The sequence below is a fragment of the Pontibacter sp. CAU 1760 genome, from assembly GCF_054482735.1.
In genome coordinates, this window is the sequence record NZ_JBTLRL010000003.1 from 422,394 (window position 1) to 442,801 (window position 20,408).

Here is a 20,408-nt window from a genome sequence, read left to right on the forward strand (position 1 = left end):
GCTACAATCTGATGGGCTTAATCTTTCTACTTAAGGCAATATACTTTAAATTTGACCTTTAGCTTATTATAAAAGCATCCAAAAAAAGCTAGCAGGCAGGGTTCTGGGAGCAAGGGAGAGCAGGTGCCGGAAGACAAGCGGGTGCGTAATCAGTTTTATGATTCAATTGCATCCAGGCTTCTGCCTGGCATCCCTTCCCTTTCCCAAGTTCCGCTACCTGCCGGTATTATACTGTATATATGGAACCGAATTTAGAACATCTGCTCAAGATCGCCAAAGAGCTTTCTATTACCATCAAGCAAGTAGAGGCCACAGCTGCCCTGCTTGACGAAGGGGCCACAGTGCCTTTTATTTCCCGTTACCGCAAGGAAGTGACTGGTTCGCTGGACGAAGTGCAGATTGCGGCCATCCGCGATCGGATGGAGCAACTCCGTGAACTCGATAAACGCCGCGAGAGCATCCTGAAGTCTATCAGTGACCAGGAGAAACTGACGCCTGAGCTGGAGGCCCGGATCATGGCGGCCGAAACCATGGCGGTGTTGGAGGATATCTACCTGCCTTATAAGCCGAAGCGCCGTACTAAGGCCACTATTGCTCGCGAGAAAGGCTTGGAGCCATTGGCGGAGCGTATCTTCCAGCAGGAGCAATTTGATGTGGAAGCAGAGGCGTCCAACTTCGTGTCGGAGGAGAAAGAGGTGAGGGATGTGAATGAAGCCCTGGCCGGTGCCCGCGACATTATGGCTGAATGGATGAATGAAAACGCAGGGGCCCGCGCCACCATGCGCCAGTTGTTCGAGAAAAAGGGTGTTTTCAAGAGCCGCGTGATGATGGGCAAGGAAGAGGAAGGCCAGAAGTTCAAGGACTACTTTGAGTGGGAGGAACCGATTGAGAAAGCGCCCTCGCACCGTGTGTTGGCCATGCGCCGGGGCGAGTCAGAGATGGTATTGATGCTATCTGCACAGCCTGAAGATGAAGCGGCACTCTCGAAGTTGGAGGATATGTTTGTACAAGGCAACAACGCTGCGTCGGAGCAGGTACGCCTTGCTGCCAAAGACTGCTATAAGCGTCTGCTCAAGCTCAGCATGGAAACGGAAGTGCGCCTTAGCTCTAAGAAACGTGCCGATGAAGAGGCTATCCGTGTATTTGCGGACAACCTGCGTCAACTGCTGCTTTCTTCGCCGCTTGGCCAGAAAACCGTACTGGCCCTGGACCCGGGCTTCCGGACAGGTTGTAAGTTGGTAGTGCTGGACAAGCAAGGCAAGCTGCTGCACAACGATACCGTATACCCACACACCGGACAAGGCAAAGCCGTAGAAGCCGGTCAGAACGTAAAATACCTGGTGGAGCGCTACGACGTGGAAGCCATCGCGATTGGCAACGGAACCGCTAGCCGCGAAACCGAGGCGTTTGTAAAAGGCCTGAACCTACCGAGTACCGTGCAAGTGCTGATGGTGAACGAAAGCGGCGCCTCCATCTACTCTGCCTCAGAAGTGGCGCGGGATGAATTCCCGGACCAGGACGTGACAGTGCGTGGCGCTGTGTCTATTGGTCGCCGTTTGATGGACCCGTTAGCTGAGCTGGTGAAGATCGACCCAAAAAGTATTGGGGTGGGCCAGTACCAGCACGACGTGGACCAGTCGGCGCTAAAGCACTCACTTGATGACGTGGTGATGAGCTGCGTGAACGCCGTGGGTGTGGAAGTAAACACAGCCAGCAAGCAACTGCTGACCTATGTATCCGGTCTCGGTCCTGCGCTGGCACAGAACATCGTAGAATACCGCAACCAGAACGGGCCTTTCAAGACCCGCACGGAACTAAAGAAGGTAGCCCGGCTAGGCGACAAGGCCTTTGAGCAGGCAGCCGGTTTCCTTCGCATCCGTGATGCCAAAAACCCACTTGACGCTTCTGCTGTGCACCCGGAGAGTTACCCGATTGTGGAGCAGATGGCCAAAGACCTGGGCGTAACCGTGCAGGACCTGATCAAGAGCAACGAACTGCGCCAGAAGATCAACCTGAAGCATTACGTGACGGATACCGTTGGCTTGCCTACCCTTCACGACATTGTTAGTGAGCTTGCCAAACCAGGCCGTGACCCGCGCGAGACCTTCGAGGCGTTTAGTTTTACCGAGGGAGTAAACGAGATCAAAGACCTGCGTGCCGGTATGAAGTTGCCAGGCATTGTGACGAATATTACCGCTTTCGGTGCCTTCGTTGACATTGGTGTACACCAGGACGGCTTGGTGCATGTAAGCCATTTGTCTGACCGCTTTGTGAGCAACCCGCATGAGCTAGTGAAAGTGGGCCAGAAAGTAGAGGTTACAGTGCTGGAGGTGGACGCGGCACGGAAACGTATCTCGCTAAGTATGAAAGGCGACCCGGCGGCCAAGCCTGCTGGCGGTGGTAACCGCAACAAAGGCGGCGCTAAAAAGGAAGAAGAGCCGATGGATGACTTCCAGGCAAAGCTGTCCAAGTTGAAGGGGATGTTTAAATAAGCTGTAATTGACACTACCTGACCTGATACTACTGCCCACCTTAGTAGCAGAAGGCGCACAGGTTCATTTTTCTCTCGCAACCCCTCCATGATTCAGTGCGAGGGGATTACGGAAGAAAAATTGTAAGAGGGAAATGTCAGGTAAGATACAATTCAATATCAGAGAAGGTCATCCTACATCCTGACGATTGCTAATAAGCACTACCGATTGGTATACTTGTAAACTAAAAATGCCTGCACCACGGTGCAGGCATTTTTAGTTCATACTGTTGTAGCGGGCTTAAAAAATGAGCGTGGCACTTACCGCCCCCGATCGCAAACCGATCTGTGGAGAAAGCAGCAAGCGGCGCTGCTTCCGAATGTTCAGCCGTTGGTCTACCTCCTCGTAAAGCCGCGTAACGCCTTTAGCGGTAAAATAACCCACGGCAGCGCCTGCCATCACATCTGTTGCCCAGTGCGCGTTGTCGTTGATGCGCGACAGGCCTACCAGCGTGGCGACACCATACGCGATCGGGGGCACCCATTGGTGGTCTTTGTACACGGTAGCCACCGATGTAGCCATCGCAAAGGCGGTGGAGGTATGGGACGAAGGAAGCGAGGTATTATTCGTTTCCTTTGCTATACCATCAAACAAATGGTTCTCGGTGGTGGTGCTTGGCCGATAGCGGTGAAACGTATTTTTAAGCGTACCAGTAATCACGGCACTGGCCATTATACTTCCCAGCGAAACCATCCCGGCCTTCTGCAACTTTGAATCTTTAAAAACGATACCCCCCAATGCGGCAGTGGCGGCAATTGGTGCCAGGTTGCTGGGCTTGCCAAGAGGCTGCACGACATAAGCAATGGCATCGGCTACCGGGTTGCGGTTACGCTGTGTGAACTGCTGCAGCGGTTCATCCACAAAGGTGTAGGTGGCAATCCATATACCGGCTCCTGCTGCCAGCAGGGCGGTGTTTTTCCTGAGGCTATGCTTGTTTATCGTCTCCTGCTTTGGTACCTCCAATAGATTTCTCGCAGAGGTTCCTGTTTGGTTTGCCACGCTGTCAGTTACACTAACTGAAGGAAGGGAGACTTGCGCCCATATAGGCTGTTGCAGGAAGAGAAACATGCTTAGCAGCATCAACCAGCAGTTGCGCTGGCAAAGGGGAAGAGAAGGGCGAAACTGAAATGACATAGAAGGTGATTTATACTTTGGCTATACATTAAATATAAGATTTATTTTCTGGAACATCCTATAGGATAGGGAGATGTAATGGTGTAGGCTGTGTTATTTTTTTAGTGAACGACGAAACATTGGCAAATTGTACATCTCAGTTTTTTTCGTTTAACATAGCGTCAATAGTTCTTAAGGAAGGTATGGCAGCCAATACCGCCATTAGGTCGTAAGTACTATGGATGTTAAAACTTTGCTATATGATGTTACCCAAAACACCTTGCTTCACAATCTTCTTATGGATGTTTCTGCTGGGAGGATGTACTCCGTCGGCCGAGGCTCAATATAACCTACAACCTGCTTACAGCAATCTGGAGTTTGACAGACCTGTGGAAGCCGTCTGGAGCGAAGAAAACCAGGGCCGGCTATATGTACTGGACCAGGAGGGAAAAATCTTCTGGATGCCCCGCAACAGCCAGGCAGGTACAAGACCCAGTCTATACCTCGATATTTCGGACCGGGTATCCGCTGGGGGCGAGATGGGATTGTTAGGGTTGACCTTCCACCCAAATTTTGCGCAGAATGGCTACTTCTATGTGAACTATACTACCAGCGATCCTTTACAGACCAGGATATCGCGTTTCAAAGCTTCCGCGGGTAATCAGGGCATGGTAGACCCTAAGAGCGAAACAATACTGCTTACCTACAGCCAACCTTACAGGAATCACAATGGCGGCAAAGTAACCTTCGGCCCGGATGGATACCTGTACATCGCCGTAGGGGACGGTGGCAGCGGAGGAGACCCGCAGAACAATGCGCAGGACCGAAGTACCCTATTGGGCAAAATCCTGCGCATCGATGTGAATGCCGCTTCAGGTAACCGCCCCTACGGCATTCCAGCCGACAACCCTTATGCTGGTAACCAACAGGGCTATCGCGAGGAGATTTATGCCTACGGGCTCCGTAATCCCTGGAAGATTTCTTTTGACGCTAAAACCGGCCAGTTGTGGGCAGCCGATGTGGGGCAGAATAAGATCGAGGAGATTGATATCATCCGAAAGGGTGGGAATTATGGGTGGCGCATCATGGAGGGAACACAGTGCTATAACCCGGAATCGAATTGCGATAAAAGCGGCCTGATATTACCGGTGCACCAGTACACCCACGCCGATGGGGTATCGGTGACAGGCGGGTTTGTGTACAGGGGAACGGCCATACCCGAGTTACAGGGCAAATACGTCTATGCCGATTATGTGAGTGGCAAGGTATGGGCACTGGAAGTAAACGAGCGGGGCGAAAAAGTGAGCAATACCCTGCTGCTAACTTCTGGGTTCCCTATCTCCTCCTTCGGCCAGGATCATGACAAAGAGTTGCTGCTGCTTAGCTACGGTAGCGAGGGAAAACTTTATCGCCTGAACCGGCAAATGCAATAAATAGTAAGGATGTAATACTTAAGGCATTAGGAGCTATTATGCCCTCCAAAACATCTAAAGCACCCCGATACGTATCTCTTCTACAACAAATCTATCAGCTATGAACACAAACCAAACAAATATGCCCGATGGGCATACCCGGCATCATTTCAACCCGCCTGCAACAGGCACCAGTCATTTAAATGTAGGCAACACCGAGCGGGTTGCCTCTTTGGTAGGCGGCGCTTTGATGGCCTACTATGGCCTGAAAAAAACAAATGCCGGCGGCTTGCTGTTGGCGGCGGCTGCTGCTCCCTTACTGTTCCGGGGAGCAACCGGCTACTGCCCGCTAAATGATGCACTGGGCATTAACACAGCATCCGATAAAGACTATTCGTTTGATATTACGCGCAGTCTGACAGTACAAAAGCCACGGCATGAGGTATACCAATACTGGCGCCAACTCGAAAACCTGCCCAAGTTTATGGAACACCTGCAGGAGGTGCGCCAGTTAGGCCCGAAAGAGTCGCACTGGGTGGCCAGGGTGCCCAAAGGCATTGGTACAGTAGAATGGGATGCCAGCATTATCCGGGAAGAGCAGGATGAGCTGATAGAATGGCGCTCTAAGCCGGGAGCCGACGTAGACAATGCCGGCGAGGTGCGTTTCAGTGATGCCCCGAACGGCCAGGGCACTGTCGTACAGGCCACTATTTCATACAGGCCACCGGTAGGTGTTGTGGGCGGAAAAGTGGCTGAGTACCTGAATTCTGATTTTGAGAGAATGGTGGCGAATGACCTGCAGCGCTTCAAGCACGTTATTGAATCCCGGCAAAACAGCCTCTTGGGAGCACAGCACACTGCTTAGCAACTTGAGTTAGTTAACTCCTTTACAGACAATACTGTATACAATCCCCTTTGACTTAGTTTAATAGGTTAAAGGGGATTTTTGCTGCTGTTACCCTTGTAAAATCCATTCCTAGGTTTAACAGCCACTATTCCCGCAATTGATTGAAAGTACTTGAAAATGACAAGGTAGTGAAGTGCAAGGGATGTTATTTATATATAATATGAATATGTTTATTAATTGCGTGGCAAATAGCATTGAATTTTAAGTTAACGACGGATTAGTTTTGAGATTTAAGGAGTATCCTTGGGATGAATATATCTTATCCACCTCTAATTTCTCAAATCTTATGAAAATCAAACTTCTGAAAATGGCACTGCTCTGCGTAGGGGTTGGTTTACTGACAGCTTCCTGCGACAAAGAAGAAGCAGAAACACTGGTAAGTCCTCAAGCGCGGCTTACTGCCACAGCCTCCAGCAATTTAATTACGGAGGCCGATGTGCGGAGAATCATACCAGGTAAATTTAACAAGGACAATGTGGAGTGCGCTTATGCGTCTCTGACCGCTAATCTGACTGCGCAGTACAGCAAAAAAGCGGTAGCACCAAGCACCTGCGGCCTGACCCCTTTCTATAACGCCATCAGGCGCCATGCCCTCCGATTCGAATCAACGGACTGGTATTGGTATGATTGGTTGAGCTATTTAAATTACCTGTATGCAAGCTACTTTGATAACTCAAAGCAATACTTTGGTTCGAATGGCGAGTTGACTAATTTCGCGGCCAAGCAGAAACGCGACCTCGAGCGTTTTTGGGACATGCCGAACGAAATCACATTAAAGGGGCAGCATACCACCACATTACAGAACAGGGATGCGCTTGCCTCTATTTATATGAACCTGGGTGCAACCCGTGAAGAAGCTTACGAAATTGCAGATTACATCATCACCCAAATCATCAACCCCAGTCCGGTGCTTAAAACAACGCCTTTCTTGTCTTTCGACGGGTTTGCCAGGGCAGATAAGTTGATAGTGATAGGAGACGGGTTGGTGCAGGTCCTCAATGAGGCCGGCGTCGATAAACTTGTAGCCTTCAATGGTATCTTAGGTCATGAGTGGGGGCACCAGATACAGTTCGAGAAGTACAGCAAATGGTATGGCGCAAAAGAGTATAATGCTGAAGGAACACGCCTCACCGAGTTGGAAGCGGATTTCTTTTCCAGTTATTACATGACCCATAAGCGTGGCGCCACCTATAACTGGAAAAGAGCGGCAGAGTTCTTCGAGCTCTTCTATAATATTGGCGATTGTAGTTTCACCTCGAGCTCGCATCATGGCACACCGTTGCAACGCCTGGCCGCCTCCCGTGCCGCCTGGATTGTTGCGCAAGAAACTAAGCCAATGGGCCACATCCTGACTGATGAAGACGTTCACGTACTCTATGTAGCCTTCTACAACGACATAATCGACAACAAAGTAAACAGCTCAGAGGCAAAAGCTCAACTGAAAACACCGCAATTAAGAGCAGCTTATAGCAACATGATCAAGCATAAGCAAGAACTTCAGGCAATCATAAAAGGCAGCATCAAACTGTCTGACGTGAAGAATCTATAACGCGGCGAAAGGTTCTAGATAGGCGCCCTTTGTATGCTGATCTTAAGTGTATTATCAAGCGGTTTTTGGTACAAGTTGCCTAACTGTACGTGCACTGATGATAGAAAAGCGCAGCCTCTCAGGAATATTCCTGAGAGGCTACGCTTTTAGGTTGATTTGCGGAAAGCGTTCTTACTTCTTTGTTACCTTCCAGATAGCGCCTGTGCCGGGTTCATAGGCATAGGGAGGCCGTCTGTTCATGTTGATTTTCACGATGCCATAGTCTACAATGTACAATGCGTCATCCGGGCCGAACTGCACGTCGAACGGTCGATCCAAGCCTTTGCCTGCCTTGCCTTGCGCTGAAGCAGGCCCAGGAAGTTGATTGCGTAGAAAAGGTTTCAACTCGCCAGTAGCGGGGTTCACCATCACAACTTGTGATCCGGCCGGGGCCTTGCCACGCAATGGGTTTGTTGGCGGCGCCAAGTCACCCCATTCTGCAATAAAGGCGAAACCCGCCATATCACCCCAGGAGGCAGGAGCCACATCAATCATACTTGGGGAGGAATTAAACTCATGGCGACCCAGCACAACAGAAGGGTCTGGTGGCGTCAGGCCGCTGGCAGCATGGTCGATAACAAAATCCAGGTCTTTACCGACAGGCTGGCCATTTACGAATACCATCGCCTGCAGGCTATCCGGCACTTCAAACTTTTCCATCGTCAGGGGCTCTCGTCCTGCCGAAAAGTCCGGCACGCCATACCACATCCCTTTTTTGATGCGCAGACTTGCATCGAGGTAGTCTTTCACGGGACGTGCGCCCCGAACATCATACCCATTCTCTGCGGCATACATGTCGCCGGTGGTTCTGTTCCAGGCCAAGCCAATAAGGTTGCGGAAGCCCCAGGCATGTGTTTCCACTGTGCCAATCGGGTCAGTGGGGTCAAAAGAGAGGATGGAGCCGCCACAAAGCTTAACTCCCTTGATGACTTCGCTAGGATGTGTCTCCGTTCCAAAAGGCACAAAGGCACCTGTCATGGCTATGTCATCCGGGTCATCCGTTCTGATATCGGGTGTTCTAAAGTTTCTGCCACGGAGCACGATATCTTGGCATGGGTTAGCGTGCAAGTTCGGGCTGCGCATAATCCAAGGGGCAACCGAGGGGTCCATTACGCCTGCATTGCCAGCTAAGCCGACCGCCACATACATCCTTCCATCCGGGCCCATGCGAATATCATTGATCTGGTGCTCTGCCTGGCTGTCGATAATGCCTTGCAGGATGGTTTGCACCTGCCCGCTTTTCGTTACCCGCGATACAGCGCCCGTCAGGTCATCGCCGCGATGGGTAATATAGAAGGCGCCATCGTGCCATACAATGCCCACTATGGCTGGGTTAATACCCTTGTTGCTCAGGTCTACGACTTCGGTGGACACGCCATCTTTGATGTGCATGATGCGCATTGTAGACAATTTATCAGGTTCCAGGCCACCGCCGGCTTCCACGACATACATATTTCCCTCATCGTCCCAAGTGAGGCTGGTAGGAAGGTGCAGCCCTCCTATGATTTTTTCTGCTTTAAATCCCTCAGGCACCTGCAGCGTAGGGCTTTTAAAATCCTCGTGCTCCTCAAAAAGGTGACAACCGGTGAGTACGATGGGCAGAAGAAATGCTGTAAATAGATGCAGCCACCTGCCGAAGCCCTTCTGTGCTTCCTGCTGGTATGTGATGTTATTGTTAAGAGGTTGTTTCATAAGAAAATGATTTTACTGTTTGAATGGCTATTCTAAGAACCTGAGTGGCTGTATGTAACGAGAGGAAAGGGCAACCTGAAAACAACCATTGTCAAAATACCCGCAGCAACTCCGTTTTCCATACCCAAAAACTGAAGGTAAACGGAAAGCAGAAGTTGCTGTCGGGAAATTCAACGTATCATAAAAGACTATACATCGCTTGCTAATTATTTAGCAAACCGGATGTTGTCGATGGCGCCAGAGCCAGCAGGCATACCGTTATTCATGCCGGCCAACACCACCTCCAGGTGCATCACACCCTTGGTGCCACCTAAATCTACCACCTGTACCGAGTTGTTACCCTTGGTAGGGATTTTCTTCTCCATTAACAGGGTATGGTTAGCGCCGTACAGGCGCACGAAGGATTCGTCCTCATAGGCATCTACATCCACAATCGTGATGTCTTTCACCGTTACAGCACCTTGCTTAGAGAAGTCAAGCATCATGCTACCGCCGTATTCGTTGTCGTTAGGCGTGCTGTTCATGTCCATGTTGATGACGAGTGCCTTGCCCAGGTCGGCCTTATCGGGGTGGCCTTTACCAGTGTACAAGTCGGTGTCATCTCCGGTGGGGTTGTTGGTGTCAAATACCATCGCGAAGTTTCCGGTGTCCCAGCCGCCATCTTTCATGCGGCGCTTGTTCATGATCATGACAGGACCTGCACCCATAGCGCTTTGTGCCTGCGTAATGAAACCGGTATTATACTGCTCAAAGTTGATCACGTCCCAGGTCATCATACCCGGTTTGTCACCATCTTTAGGGTAGTGAGGAATTAGGTCTTCTAGATCTTCTTTGGAGCAGCCAGAAAAGAGCATGGTGCTGAAGGCAAGTGCTGCAATGCCCAAGTATTTATTTTTCATAATATTTTTTAAAGTTTGAAAAGTCTAACAATGTATGTGTGCCGCTATGCCGCGCTTCCTGAAATTAGTGTAGGAGCACGGCATAAGCGGAGGCTTAACCCACAATGAAAGGCGTGACGATGCCCACCACTTGTTCTTTTGTCAGGAACTCGTCCCATGCCTCGGCAATGGCGGGCTCTGCGACTTTGCTCACCTTCGGTACAAACACACCTGCATGCGTCACATTGGCTTCGTTCGCATAAATCGGCTTGGTGGCTTGCATAAAGGTGCTGCCAAAGCCTTCAATGCCGTCGTTTTCAGAAATCCATCCTTTGAGATGGCGCAATCTCCTTACACGGGAGGCATGGCGAGCTTCAACAGAGTGTATCTGCAGGGCCACTGTCAGCAACTGGTCATTCGACATCAGGTTCGGTGCCTGTCCTTTATAGGCTTTTACACCTGTGTCTTCGAAGGCTTGGGCCACCGCCAAAAACAGCTTGTAGTTGCTGAACGGGCTAGGGAAAAGGCCGCCGGCTGTAAAGTCGAACCGGGTAGGCACGCCGTTCAGGTCCCCGCCTAAGGCTCCGATGGTTTCCTCGAGCAACTGCACGTGGATGCGCTCATGCTCCCGGATAGCAGTAAACACGTCTAGATCTTTGGTAGAAATAATGCCGGAGCGTACCCCCTGCAGGTAAAAGTCGTATTCGAGGCGTTCCAGCGTTAGCGCGAACTTCAACACGCCCATTACGTCGTTCGTCTGGGCAAAAGCCATCTGGGGCATCGCCGTAAAGGCTGCCAACGGTAACGAGGCAAGGGCAGTTTTTTTCGCGAAGCCCCCGATTTTTCGGAAAGCCTCTTTTCTGGACATGTAGGTGTCTACTTCCGCTTCAGTTTTAGAGTCAATATTAAACGAGTCAAATAGTTTGATGATATTCATGGCTTGTTTCCTGTTAGGCTGATGGTAAGTTACTTGCGTCAATTTTGGTTACGATAAAAGGGGCTGCGGCCTGCAACACCTCTGATGGCATGAAGGCACGGTCCAGGCCATCGTCAATGAAGTCGATAAAGGCACCGTCCGGGTGAATCAAGTCCAATACTGCCGCTGCGTGGCGTGCCTCCACCGACACGATCTTGCCGGCCACTACCAGGAAGTCTGGGTTTTCGAGCAGCTTACCTGCCCCGTTGTAAGCGGCCACTCCCAGGTTTTCGAACGTAAGGGCCGTGGAGAGCACCATGTCCTTGTCGCCGAAATCAACATTGCTGAAGTCAAACTTTAAGCTCGGGATTGCCTGCGCACCCAAAGCCGCTTTAAAGAAGTCGCGGTGGGCTACCTCATGCTGTCGCAGATCCTCCAACACCTTAATCTCCTCTTGAGTGGCGCCGTGGAAGAAGCTTGCCAGCACTACCTTTGTGTAGAATGCCGCTTCTAACTGCTCCAGCGCGTAGGCATAGTTTAGCACCCCAATGTCGCCACTACCCAGGTTCACCATCTTAGGGTAGTCTTTGTCCTTGTCCATGGGCGGGATGTAGTCCTCCAGCATCTCACAGCCTGACAGGAGAACAGCACCAGTTGCAAGGGCTGCACCGCTGTAATGTAAAAAAGACCTGCGCGAGGTATAAAATCCTGGCGTAGGTCTGCGCTTGTTTTCAATTGGGTCAGTATTTTTTGACATAAAATCTGGTGTTTGGTTAAAAATGAAGAAATTAAAGTTGTTGCATAAGGGTATAAATAATAGGAAGTAGAAACTACATTAGCATGAAGTTCAAGCCGCCTGAAATGCCAAAACATCGAGTTATGTAAGATTCTTACTATTTATTTTGATACAACTACCTACGGCATTAAGCTTGATCTTTAACTAAACACTTCCAAAAATGATGGTAAAGGGTTATTCAAAATAAGCGACTACTCACTTTTTGTAAGGCAAGATGTAATCCACTGTTGCTAACTATGCAATTTTTATAAAATTATAAATTGTGCTTTATCTCTTAATGCGTTAATTTAATTACAGCTCTATCAGAGTAAAGGAAACAATAAAAAGCCCCTTGATATACCTTAAAAAATGTTATAAGCATATATAGGGATAATTTACTGGCAAAGGAATTGTTTGTACTTTTTCGAGGATACTGCCGTAGTTTGCAGGAAGTGGATGCGTAGTTAAATTGGATGTATCAGTACAAAAAGATCAGAAAATGAAAAGACTTGGTTGGATAGGGGCACTGGTGCTTATGTTGGCAGGATGCAAGCAGGCAAACGACCTGAAGCATTTCAGCGAAGCAACTTACAGCTTGCAGTCGGTGCAGGACTTGGAGTTGAATGGAGTGGATGTGATGGAGAAGCAAAGCCTTTACGATTTCACTACCAGCGAAGGCGACAGCCTGTTGGCCTCTATCTCGGATAATACCCTGCAGGCCACGACTGTGCTCTACCTGCAGGTACAGCTGCAGGAAACTGCCGAAGAGCCGGAAATGCGAATCACGGAACTGGAGTGGCAACTGCTGGTGGACGGTGAGGAGACGTTGGAGGGGCTGGTAAAGCAACCCCTGCTGCTGCGGGAGGGCGTAAACCAGCTCCCGGTACAAACGTCTGTGCTGATGGCTGAGGTAGAGGGTATGCGCAATTATCAGGGACTATCGAAATTAATGACGCTGCTTTCGTTTAAGAGAGATTTGCAGCAGCGGCTGACTTTTAGGATCAAACCTACTATCGAAACACCAGTAGGAGCAGTAGCGCTCCCGAAATACATCACTGTAACCGGCCCAAAAAGTAGCTAAGCGGTTCGTGGTTCACGTGATCAGGCTTTGCCAAAATGTCTCATATAGCAGGAGGTGTGCGTTAGGAGTTTTTTGTACGGGAGGTATGCGAATGCTGGTGTAGGTATAGAGTTGAAGAACATACTTACAGCCTTATACACCTGCTCCCTGCTATGGCCAGGAACCTAGCAACCGGCGCTCCAGCCTACAAGCATCAGGGCCCGATCCGGGTAATGAAGTAAACAATAGCTAGCGGGTGCTCTGTATCAGGTAATGGCCCCCATTGAGCTTACGAAGAAAGTCGAGATGTGCGTCAACAGATTATAAAGGCTACAAAGGTTGGCGAACCCCTGCCTTTGGGTTACTGGAATGATGATGAGGTTGCGGAAAAGCGTATTGAACCAGCACTAACCTGCCCGCCAAGCCATACAGCATAGGGTTAACTGCTGTGTAGAGCGCTATTGCAAGGAGCTTGCTTCCCATACCTACCCCTATCGGGGCAATGGCTGCAGCCGAATGTGTTTTGCCCCAGAACATACCTGCTACCAAAGACACAGCGCCGCTCCAAACGGGTGTTCAATCAGGCCCAGGAAACAGTGCGAGGCAAACTCAGAGCAAGGTTCCGGAACCGAACCAGGTGGCGAACATTACTGCGGTGGATATATTAAAGGGCAGCCTGCGCACCGGCAGCAGGAAATCAGTGACGTTTTGCACGCGCCGCCATGCCCAATAGCCTATCCCGATGTTGAACATAAGGCAGAGCAGCACAAAAAAGATCAGTATGGCGTACAGATTTGGCAGCTAAAACAAGGCCTCGGAATGGGTTTGGCAAAATACTTGCTATTATACTAGCAGCTTAAAGCGCTGCGTTTTAAGACTATAATCTATACCTCTACATCTCTGGCTATGCAATACTTCAAAAAACTTACTTTGGTCTGTGGCGTGCTCCTCGCCACGTCGCTGGTACCCATCCCCGAAGCGGCTGTTGTCGCTAACACTACCCCAATTAGTGCTGCCCCGGCGGTGGGCACCCGCGACATTGTGCAGGAGATTATTAACGTGGTGGGGCTGAAGCCAAGGTTTGAACTCCGTGCGGCCAACATCGATAACGCCGCTGCGGTTGTGTACAACGGCGAGCGGTATATCCTGTACAACGACCGTTTTCTGGCAGAGATCAACAATGCGGTGCATACCGACTGGGGTGGCGTAAGCATTCTGGCCCACGAGATTGGGCATCACCTCAACGGCCATACCCTGAGCAGGAGCGGAAGCAACCCGGAGGATGAACTGGAAGCCGACGAGTTTTCGGGATTTGTGCTGCGCAAAATGGGCGCGAGCCTGGCAGAGGCACAGGCTGCCATCGATCTGCTATCCGACGAAGAGACATCCCGGACACACCCAGGCCGGCGTTACCGTTTGGCTGCGATCGGCAAGGGGTGGCAAAGCGCTAACCGGCAATTGCTCGCCAGCGCCGATGGCCCCCAGCCCGATAACCGTGCGATTGTTTCCAGGGCCCGCGTAGTGCCGCAACAGCGCCAAACAGCAACCTCGCAGCAAATGGTGCTGAACCGCAATAACGTGCTGACACGGGTAAACTTCAGCAAAGCCCCCCAGGAGCAGTTTTACGTTACCACGCGCCTCAACCTGGTGCACATGACCGACGAAGGCGTTCGCGTGATTGGCAAACTGACTAAAACAGGCAATCCGGACTACCCTTATTATTTTGAGAGCGAGTACATGGATACCATTTTCGTGACCGATGCAGGGTATCTGGTAAACAAACGCGGCCTCCGCGTGGGCCATTTGTCTTAAGCACCAGCTTATACGGACCCGGTTTGGGTATGGGAAGTAAAAGGCTTTTTATATATTGGTGCATATTCCAGCAGATACCATCTATAGAGCCATGAAAAAACTGTACTCCCTGCTCCTGCAGACTGCATGTATCCTCCTTCTGACTTCCTGTAACCCACAAAGCGATTGTTTGCAAGGGAAAGGGCAGGTAGAAACCAGAATGCTGGACATTGACCCTTTTAGCGAAATAAGCGTGAATGGCAGCATGCATGTGTTTGTTGCGGAGGGGAGCCCACAGCGGGTAGAGGTAAAAGGTGAGCCGAATATTCTGGATGTACTGGAAAAGCAGGTGAAAGGAGACATCTGGGAAATCGGCTTTAACCAATGCGTTGGCGACCATGAGACGGTAGAGGTGTATCTCACTGTGCCTGCGTTAGAAGCGGCAGGCGTAGATGGCTCTGGCCATGTGGGGTTGCAGAACGTGTTTAACCCCGCTAGCTTCAAAGCCAGTGTTTCCGGTTCCGGCAGTATGAAACTGAAGCTAGACACAGAGCAACTCACGTCGCGCATCAGTGGCTCCGGTTCTATCACGGCGGAGGGAGTAGCCGACCAGCACGAAATCTATATTTCGGGTTCGGGTAATAACAACAGTGCTGGACTGCGAAACAGGCAGACAGATGTAACGATTTCCGGCTCAGGGAAGGCTGAGGTAAACGCCAGGCATTTAGTAGATGCCCATATCAGTGGGAGCGGCCGCGTGTTCTACAAAGGGAGCCCAAAAGTGAATGCTGATGTTTCCGGGTCAGGGAAAGTCATAAATAGATAATAATTCAGTTTAAATAGTATATGAAAATCAAAATAAGCAGCTATGCGCTGATGTTCGCGGTTTTGCTGCTAGGGTTTGCATGCAAGACGAAGAGTGATGTCGATGCTTTTAAAGAAGCGGACTATAGCCTGAAAAGCGTGGACAGGGTGGAGGTGAATGGCGTGAACCTGATGAACGTTAAAGGTCCACAGGATTTTTCTTTTAGTGATGCGGCCAGGCTCTTTTCAGCCTTTTCTGAAAACAAATTAAAGGCTGTTTCTACTATTGGGCTAAATGTGGCTTTGGGTGAAGGGCATGAGGAACGCTCCATGACGGTGACCCAGCTGAAGTGGCAGTTGCTGGTTGATGATAAACAGGCCGCCAGTGGCTTGGTGAGCGAGCCTGTCGAGCTGAAAAACGGATTGAATGTCATTACGCTTGCCTCGCCATTAAACCTGGCTCAAGCCAATGGGCATCCGGATTTGCAGAATTTGCTGCGTCTGGCCACGATGCTTAACCAGGACAAGTCTGCCCGGCCAAATGTGAAATTACAAATCAAGCCTACGATTCTCACTTCGGTTGGGCCGTTTGAGCTGCCGGCTTTTATCAATATCAAGGATTGATGAAAGAATTTACCTTACGGTTGTGCAGGTGTTTTTCCAAGGAGGAAAATTTTTGCTTCGTTTTGTAACTTTTCCTGGCGTTAAGCCGTAGTCGGCACGCTCCTTGCGTTAGAGTTTATACCTATTTATAGTATAAACTTAGTGATACGTAAAAAGATGAGCACTCAGAATAACAAAACAGCAGCCCTTTCTAAGAACCAAAATATTTCTAAAGCACATACCCGCAATGCCTGGATTCCTTATACACTCCCTAAGAAAGGAAATTACGATCAGCACCCTCAACACGGGCCAGCGCATGAGCCAAAGGTAGCACAACAGAACAACCGTAAGCCAGAACACCAGCGGAGGCAAGGCTGGGTGCCTTGGCCAAAGTTTTAAGTTAGGCCTCAGGCATTTTGCTTGCATTTGAGGCTTGAAATGATTTTATGACAAAACGCATAATTACTTTCCTCAGCCTGTTGGCTATGCCCTTTTGGGGTATAGCGCAACAGGTCAACTCCCAGCAATTGCTTCGGGATGTAGAAGCCCTGTCTGCTGACTCTTTACAGGGGCGCCTGACCGGCAGTGCGGGCAACCATACCGCACAGCTGTATATCCTAGACCGTTTCCAACAGCTTAGGCTTCGCCCTTTCAACGGTTCCTATGTGCAGCCTTTTGAGTTGAACTCCTCGAAACTGCCTGCTACAAATGCTGCAAACCTGGTGGGATATATTCCCGGAAAATCAGACAAGGTAATTGTGCTGACCGCGCATTATGACCACGTAGGGATGCACGCTGGGCAGGTATATAATGGGGCTGATGACAATGCTTCAGGAGTAGGCGGGCTGTTGGCAATTGCAACTTACTTTGCCAGGCATAAGCCCATGCATACCCTTGTTTTTGCCGCCTTGGATGCTGAGGAGCAGGGCCTGCAGGGCGCTCGGGCCTTTCTGGAGAACCCTCCGATGCCTTTGTCACAAATTCTCTTAAACGTAAACATGGATATGCTGAGCATCAACAGCAAAGGGGAATTATACGCCAGCGGGGTTTACCATACCCCTCAGTTGTTGGAATACCTGCAGCAGGTAGAGCCGCTCCCTGAAGCCAGGTTGGCACTCGGGCACGACCAGCCAGCGCAGGGCCATAACGACTGGACCTCGCAGTCAGACCATTACGAGTTTCACAAGCGTGGTATACCGTTCGTGTATTTTGGGGTTGAGGACCACCCGCATTACCATCAGCCTACCGATGATTTCAAGAACATTAATCCTGTTTTTTACCCCGATGCCGTCCAGCTGATCTTGAACTTCGTGCAGCTTATCGACAAAAATGCCGGTAAGCTTACTCTAACCAAATAATAGTAAGCCGTTACTGTAAAATCACTTCCTGTGGTGCCGCTATAGCTTTGCTGATGCATTAATAGCCATTCTTATGCATAGGTGTAAGGGTGGCTTTTTTGCTGTATATTATTTAAAGCTTTGATTATAAGGATTTTGTATGTTGATTTAGCCCTGGTCCTTTTGCATGTGAGAAGGTATGTATGTCTCAGTATTTGTTTATTTAAATATTTAGATAAAATAATCGCTTTTTGGCCTATCTTTCTTAATTGTCAGACGTAAAAAGGTGAAATTGTGATTGGTTGTTAACTTCGTGTTCGGTAACTGAAAATGCGTTCACCCTTGCATGTTTATACCTCTTTTAGACCGTCCATTATTTACTAACTGCATAACCTGCCCTTATGAACAGGAAACTTTACTTCCTCCTTATCATTTGTTACTGCCTTAGCTTTACCGTTTCCACGGCTACTGCACAATCTTTCCTTAGCAACTCCAAGCGAGGTGTAAGCAAAGTGCCGGAGCGCGGATTGGTACTGACCGTTAACTCGGGGCTGGCAGCTGTACGAAGCGATATATGCGGCACTCCGGGCTGTAACAACTTAGGCTTGAACGTAGGAGTAGGTGCCCTTTACAAGTTATCTCCTTACCTGGGAGCCAGCGCCCAGTTAGAGCATACCCGTCTCGGTGCATCCGAGAAAGACCCAAGTCGCCCGCTGAATGTGTCTTTTCGCTCAGAGGTAATTAGCCTGACCGGAACAGCCGTGGTAAACCTGCTTGACAGTTATGCCGGGAGCGGAGGCTATCGTTCGCGCCATAAGCGCTTTATCGTGCCCTATGTACGGGCTGGGGCAGGTCTGATTTACTATACCCCAACGTCGTATCCGGGCCAGGGCGATCTGAAGGACTCGCAGACTACCTATGACCCTGAGCGGGACTACCCGGCTATTGCAGCGGTTATACCAGTGGGTGCCGGGTTGCGGTTCAGGCTCAACGATGAATTCAGCGTAGCGACGGAATTGATGTATAACTTCACCACGACGGATTATTTAGACAACATCGGGCCGCTGCTGGATTCCCCGTCTAATAGCGATCAGTTTAGTGTAGCCGGCATCAGGCTGTTGTACACCCCCAAAATTCAGAACAAGATATTCCAAAAGAACTACGGGCGATAGGCTGGTGACCGTTAGGAGTTAAATTAACCGCGTAGCCCCGCTACCGTAGAGCAGAATGTTGCTATACTGATGGCAGTATGGCGCTAACTGACTTAACTACCTGACATGAAAGCAGACAAGATCGATAAGAAACTTTGGTGGCTGGCAGCAGGGGCAGGGGCTTTGGCTGTTGCCCAGGCCGTTCGCCGCAACCTTACCGCCTACGACTTCCATAACAAGACCGTATTGATTACCGGGGGCTCGCGTGGGCTTGGCCTGGTGATGGCGCGGCAACTCGCCGCTGAGGGCGCCCGCCTGATCCTGTGTGCCCGCGATGCGGTGGAGCTGGAAAATGCCAGAATGGAACTTGCCGGTAAAGGCGCCGAGGTGCTTGTGCAGAAGTGCGATGTGACGGTGGAGCAGCAGGTGAACGACATGATCACGAATGTGCAGAATGAGTTCTACCCCATCGATGTGCTGATCAACAACGCAGGCATCATCCAGGCAGGGCCGATGGCGGAAATGACCCTGGAAGATTATGAACAGGCGATCAATACCCACTACTGGGGCCCTGTGTATACCTCCCTGGCTGTGTTGCCGGGTATGAAAGCGCGCGGTGCCGGCCGTATCCTGAACATTGCCTCCATTGGCGGAAAAATCAGTGTGCCGCACTTACTGCCGTACAGCGCCAGCAAATTTGCGTTAGTGGGCTTGTCGGAGGGGATGCGGGCTGAGTTGGCCAAATACAACATTTCGGTGACCACCGCTACGCCGGGGTTGATCCAGACGGGCAGTACGGGGCATGTCATTGTGAAAGGGCAACACAAAAAAGAGTATGCGCTCTTCAAGATCATGGATTCTAGCCCGCTTACCTCTATGAGTGCGGAAGCAACAGCCAAGCAGATACTAAACGGCCTTCGTCACGGCGATGCGCAAATAATCACTACGCTACCTGCCAAGCTTGCTGCGTTGGTGCATGGCCTCTCCCCAGAAATCATCACGGATATGTTTGGGTTTGTCAACAAACTCTTGCCTGGAGAAGGGGGCATCGGGAAAGAAGGGGCCACAGGCTATGAAAGCGAGTCGAGGCTGTCTATGTCTTCGCTAACGGCCCGAACACAGCGCGCAGCCGAAAAAAACAACGAGTAAATTTATACCCTACAGCCTGTAGCTATACCCTATACAGGCAACTTAACTTATGGACATCAAAAAAAGAGAACGCGCCTACGATGGCTACTTTAAAATAAACAAGTTGACCGTTGAGCAGGACGGCAAAACATTCACCAGAGAACAGTTTGACCGGGGCCATGCCGTGGCAGCCCTGGTTTTCGATACTGAAAAGCAAGAGTATATCCTGACCAGGCAGTTTCGGGTAGGCCCTGAAGCGGAGCTGGTTGAGGTTGTGGCAGGTATGATTGATGCGGGCGAAAAGCCGGAAGAAAGCATCAGGCGCGAGGTAGAGGAGGAAATCGGGTACCACGTTGAGAAGCTCGAGCACCTGCATACCTTTTACTCCTCGCCCGGAGGCACTACCGAAAAAGTGGAGTTATACTATGCCGAGGTTTCGGCACAACACGCAGCCGGCGGCGGTAACGCGCACGAACACGAGCAGATAGAAATTTTGCGTTATACCCCTGAGGAGCTTGATAAGCTGGTTACCCACGATGCCAAGACTATTATCGCGCAGCAATGGGTTAAGCTGTATCGTAATGGCTAATACCACTTATTGTCTTGTCCTGAAATAAGTTGACGGATTTTAGACGAAATTACTTTTTAATTTGAGACCTCCAGTGCATTTGTATTGGAGGTTTTCTTTTTCCACTGTTTTGCCTTTAGCTTACTTTGCCGGT

General features: G+C 50.2%; 17 protein-coding genes. 12 read left to right on the top strand and 5 right to left on the bottom strand.

The genetic code is table 11. The features are described 5' to 3' along the window. The first annotated feature begins 239 nt into the window (after nucleotides 1-239). A complete protein-coding gene (locus ACXYMU_RS06455) occupies nucleotides 240-2,492 on the top strand; it encodes a Tex family protein (RefSeq protein WP_458985544.1) in 2,253 nt (750 codons plus the stop codon). A 279-nt stretch (nucleotides 2,493-2,771) separates the two neighbouring features. Here the strand turns inward: ACXYMU_RS06455 and ACXYMU_RS06460 are convergent, their stop codons facing one another. Further along, a complete protein-coding gene (locus tag ACXYMU_RS06460; protein ID WP_458985545.1) occupies nucleotides 2,772-3,665 on the bottom strand; it encodes a phosphatase PAP2 family protein in 894 nt (297 codons plus the stop codon). A gap of 239 nt (nucleotides 3,666-3,904) precedes the next feature. Between ACXYMU_RS06460 and ACXYMU_RS06465 the strand changes: the two genes are divergently transcribed. The 3 genes from ACXYMU_RS06465 (at nucleotide 3,905) to ACXYMU_RS06475 (ending at nucleotide 7,512) form a co-directional block, all read left to right on the top strand. Next, entirely contained in the window at nucleotides 3,905-5,077 is a 1,173-nt protein-coding gene (locus tag ACXYMU_RS06465; protein ID WP_458985546.1) for a PQQ-dependent sugar dehydrogenase, read from the top strand. Nucleotides 5,078-5,177: 100 nt separating this feature from the next. Further along, the gene (locus ACXYMU_RS06470; protein WP_458985547.1) at nucleotides 5,178-5,921 is read left to right on the top strand and encodes an SRPBCC family protein; all 744 of its coding nucleotides are present in this window, start codon (nucleotides 5,178-5,180) and stop codon (nucleotides 5,919-5,921) included. A 328-nt stretch (nucleotides 5,922-6,249) separates the two neighbouring features. Further along, nucleotides 6,250-7,512, top strand: a complete 1,263-nt coding sequence (locus tag ACXYMU_RS06475) for a hypothetical protein (RefSeq protein WP_458985548.1) — start codon at nucleotides 6,250-6,252, stop codon at nucleotides 7,510-7,512. A 171-nt stretch (nucleotides 7,513-7,683) separates the two neighbouring features. On the opposite strand, the gene ACXYMU_RS06480 is transcribed toward ACXYMU_RS06475, so the two are convergent. From ACXYMU_RS06480 to ACXYMU_RS06495, 4 genes are all read right to left on the bottom strand, one after another. Then, a complete protein-coding gene (locus ACXYMU_RS06480; protein WP_458985549.1) occupies nucleotides 7,684-9,243 on the bottom strand; it encodes a PQQ-dependent sugar dehydrogenase in 1,560 nt (519 codons plus the stop codon). A 206-nt stretch (nucleotides 9,244-9,449) separates the two neighbouring features. After that, nucleotides 9,450-10,142 carry a hypothetical protein gene (locus ACXYMU_RS06485; RefSeq protein WP_458985550.1) on the bottom strand — a complete coding sequence of 231 codons (693 nt, stop codon included), beginning with the start codon at nucleotides 10,140-10,142 and terminating at the stop codon, nucleotides 9,450-9,452. A gap of 94 nt (nucleotides 10,143-10,236) precedes the next feature. After that, entirely contained in the window at nucleotides 10,237-11,058 is an 822-nt protein-coding gene (locus ACXYMU_RS06490; protein WP_458985551.1) for a ferritin-like domain-containing protein, read from the bottom strand. Nucleotides 11,059-11,071: 13 nt separating this feature from the next. After that, the gene (locus tag ACXYMU_RS06495; protein WP_458985552.1) at nucleotides 11,072-11,794 is read right to left on the bottom strand and encodes a ferritin-like domain-containing protein; all 723 of its coding nucleotides are present in this window, start codon (nucleotides 11,792-11,794) and stop codon (nucleotides 11,072-11,074) included. A gap of 517 nt (nucleotides 11,795-12,311) precedes the next feature. On the opposite strand from ACXYMU_RS06495, the gene ACXYMU_RS06500 reads away from it, so the two are divergent. The 8 genes from ACXYMU_RS06500 to ACXYMU_RS06535 all read left to right on the top strand — a co-directional run bounded on the left by ACXYMU_RS06500 (nucleotide 12,312) and on the right by ACXYMU_RS06535 (nucleotide 20,275). After that, the gene (locus ACXYMU_RS06500; RefSeq protein ID WP_458985553.1) at nucleotides 12,312-12,893 is read left to right on the top strand and encodes a hypothetical protein; all 582 of its coding nucleotides are present in this window, start codon (nucleotides 12,312-12,314) and stop codon (nucleotides 12,891-12,893) included. A gap of 885 nt (nucleotides 12,894-13,778) precedes the next feature. Then, the gene (locus ACXYMU_RS06505) at nucleotides 13,779-14,684 is read left to right on the top strand and encodes a M48 family metalloprotease (protein ID WP_458985554.1); all 906 of its coding nucleotides are present in this window, start codon (nucleotides 13,779-13,781) and stop codon (nucleotides 14,682-14,684) included. Between the two features lie 91 nt (nucleotides 14,685-14,775). Continuing rightward, complete coding sequence (locus ACXYMU_RS06510; RefSeq protein WP_458985555.1) at nucleotides 14,776-15,489, top strand: head GIN domain-containing protein; 714 nt, start codon at nucleotides 14,776-14,778, stop codon at nucleotides 15,487-15,489. A gap of 20 nt (nucleotides 15,490-15,509) precedes the next feature. Continuing rightward, a complete protein-coding gene (locus tag ACXYMU_RS06515; RefSeq protein ID WP_458985556.1) occupies nucleotides 15,510-16,091 on the top strand; it encodes a hypothetical protein in 582 nt (193 codons plus the stop codon). A gap of 425 nt (nucleotides 16,092-16,516) precedes the next feature. Continuing rightward, nucleotides 16,517-17,428 (top strand): M28 family peptidase, encoded by a 912-nt coding sequence (locus tag ACXYMU_RS06520; RefSeq protein ID WP_458985557.1) that lies wholly within the window; start codon nucleotides 16,517-16,519, stop codon nucleotides 17,426-17,428. Between the two features lie 380 nt (nucleotides 17,429-17,808). Continuing rightward, nucleotides 17,809-18,579, top strand: a complete 771-nt coding sequence (locus ACXYMU_RS06525; protein ID WP_458985558.1) for an outer membrane beta-barrel protein — start codon at nucleotides 17,809-17,811, stop codon at nucleotides 18,577-18,579. A 105-nt stretch (nucleotides 18,580-18,684) separates the two neighbouring features. Further along, nucleotides 18,685-19,707, top strand: coding sequence for an SDR family NAD(P)-dependent oxidoreductase (locus tag ACXYMU_RS06530; protein WP_458985559.1), 1,023 nt, complete (start codon nucleotides 18,685-18,687; stop codon nucleotides 19,705-19,707). A 49-nt stretch (nucleotides 19,708-19,756) separates the two neighbouring features. Beyond that, the gene (locus tag ACXYMU_RS06535; protein ID WP_458985560.1) at nucleotides 19,757-20,275 is read left to right on the top strand and encodes an NUDIX domain-containing protein; all 519 of its coding nucleotides are present in this window, start codon (nucleotides 19,757-19,759) and stop codon (nucleotides 20,273-20,275) included. The last annotated feature ends 133 nt before the right edge of the window (nucleotides 20,276-20,408 follow it).

Coding starts and splice junctions, on each gene's coding strand:
- ACXYMU_RS06455 (WP_458985544.1), top strand. CDS start 240: ATGGAACCGAATTTAGAACATCTGCTCAAGATCGCCAAAGAGCTTTCT.
- ACXYMU_RS06460 (WP_458985545.1), bottom strand. CDS start 3,665: ATGTCATTTCAGTTTCGCCCTTCTCTTCCCCTTTGCCAGCGCAACTGC.
- ACXYMU_RS06465 (WP_458985546.1), top strand. CDS start 3,905: ATGATGTTACCCAAAACACCTTGCTTCACAATCTTCTTATGGATGTTT.
- ACXYMU_RS06470 (WP_458985547.1), top strand. CDS start 5,178: ATGAACACAAACCAAACAAATATGCCCGATGGGCATACCCGGCATCAT.
- ACXYMU_RS06475 (WP_458985548.1), top strand. CDS start 6,250: ATGAAAATCAAACTTCTGAAAATGGCACTGCTCTGCGTAGGGGTTGGT.
- ACXYMU_RS06480 (WP_458985549.1), bottom strand. CDS start 9,243: ATGAAACAACCTCTTAACAATAACATCACATACCAGCAGGAAGCACAG.
- ACXYMU_RS06485 (WP_458985550.1), bottom strand. CDS start 10,142: ATGAAAAATAAATACTTGGGCATTGCAGCACTTGCCTTCAGCACCATG.
- ACXYMU_RS06490 (WP_458985551.1), bottom strand. CDS start 11,058: ATGAATATCATCAAACTATTTGACTCGTTTAATATTGACTCTAAAACT.
- ACXYMU_RS06495 (WP_458985552.1), bottom strand. CDS start 11,794: ATGTCAAAAAATACTGACCCAATTGAAAACAAGCGCAGACCTACGCCA.
- ACXYMU_RS06500 (WP_458985553.1), top strand. CDS start 12,312: ATGAAAAGACTTGGTTGGATAGGGGCACTGGTGCTTATGTTGGCAGGA.
- ACXYMU_RS06505 (WP_458985554.1), top strand. CDS start 13,779: ATGCAATACTTCAAAAAACTTACTTTGGTCTGTGGCGTGCTCCTCGCC.
- ACXYMU_RS06510 (WP_458985555.1), top strand. CDS start 14,776: ATGAAAAAACTGTACTCCCTGCTCCTGCAGACTGCATGTATCCTCCTT.
- ACXYMU_RS06515 (WP_458985556.1), top strand. CDS start 15,510: ATGAAAATCAAAATAAGCAGCTATGCGCTGATGTTCGCGGTTTTGCTG.
- ACXYMU_RS06520 (WP_458985557.1), top strand. CDS start 16,517: ATGACAAAACGCATAATTACTTTCCTCAGCCTGTTGGCTATGCCCTTT.
- ACXYMU_RS06525 (WP_458985558.1), top strand. CDS start 17,809: ATGAACAGGAAACTTTACTTCCTCCTTATCATTTGTTACTGCCTTAGC.
- ACXYMU_RS06530 (WP_458985559.1), top strand. CDS start 18,685: ATGAAAGCAGACAAGATCGATAAGAAACTTTGGTGGCTGGCAGCAGGG.
- ACXYMU_RS06535 (WP_458985560.1), top strand. CDS start 19,757: ATGGACATCAAAAAAAGAGAACGCGCCTACGATGGCTACTTTAAAATA.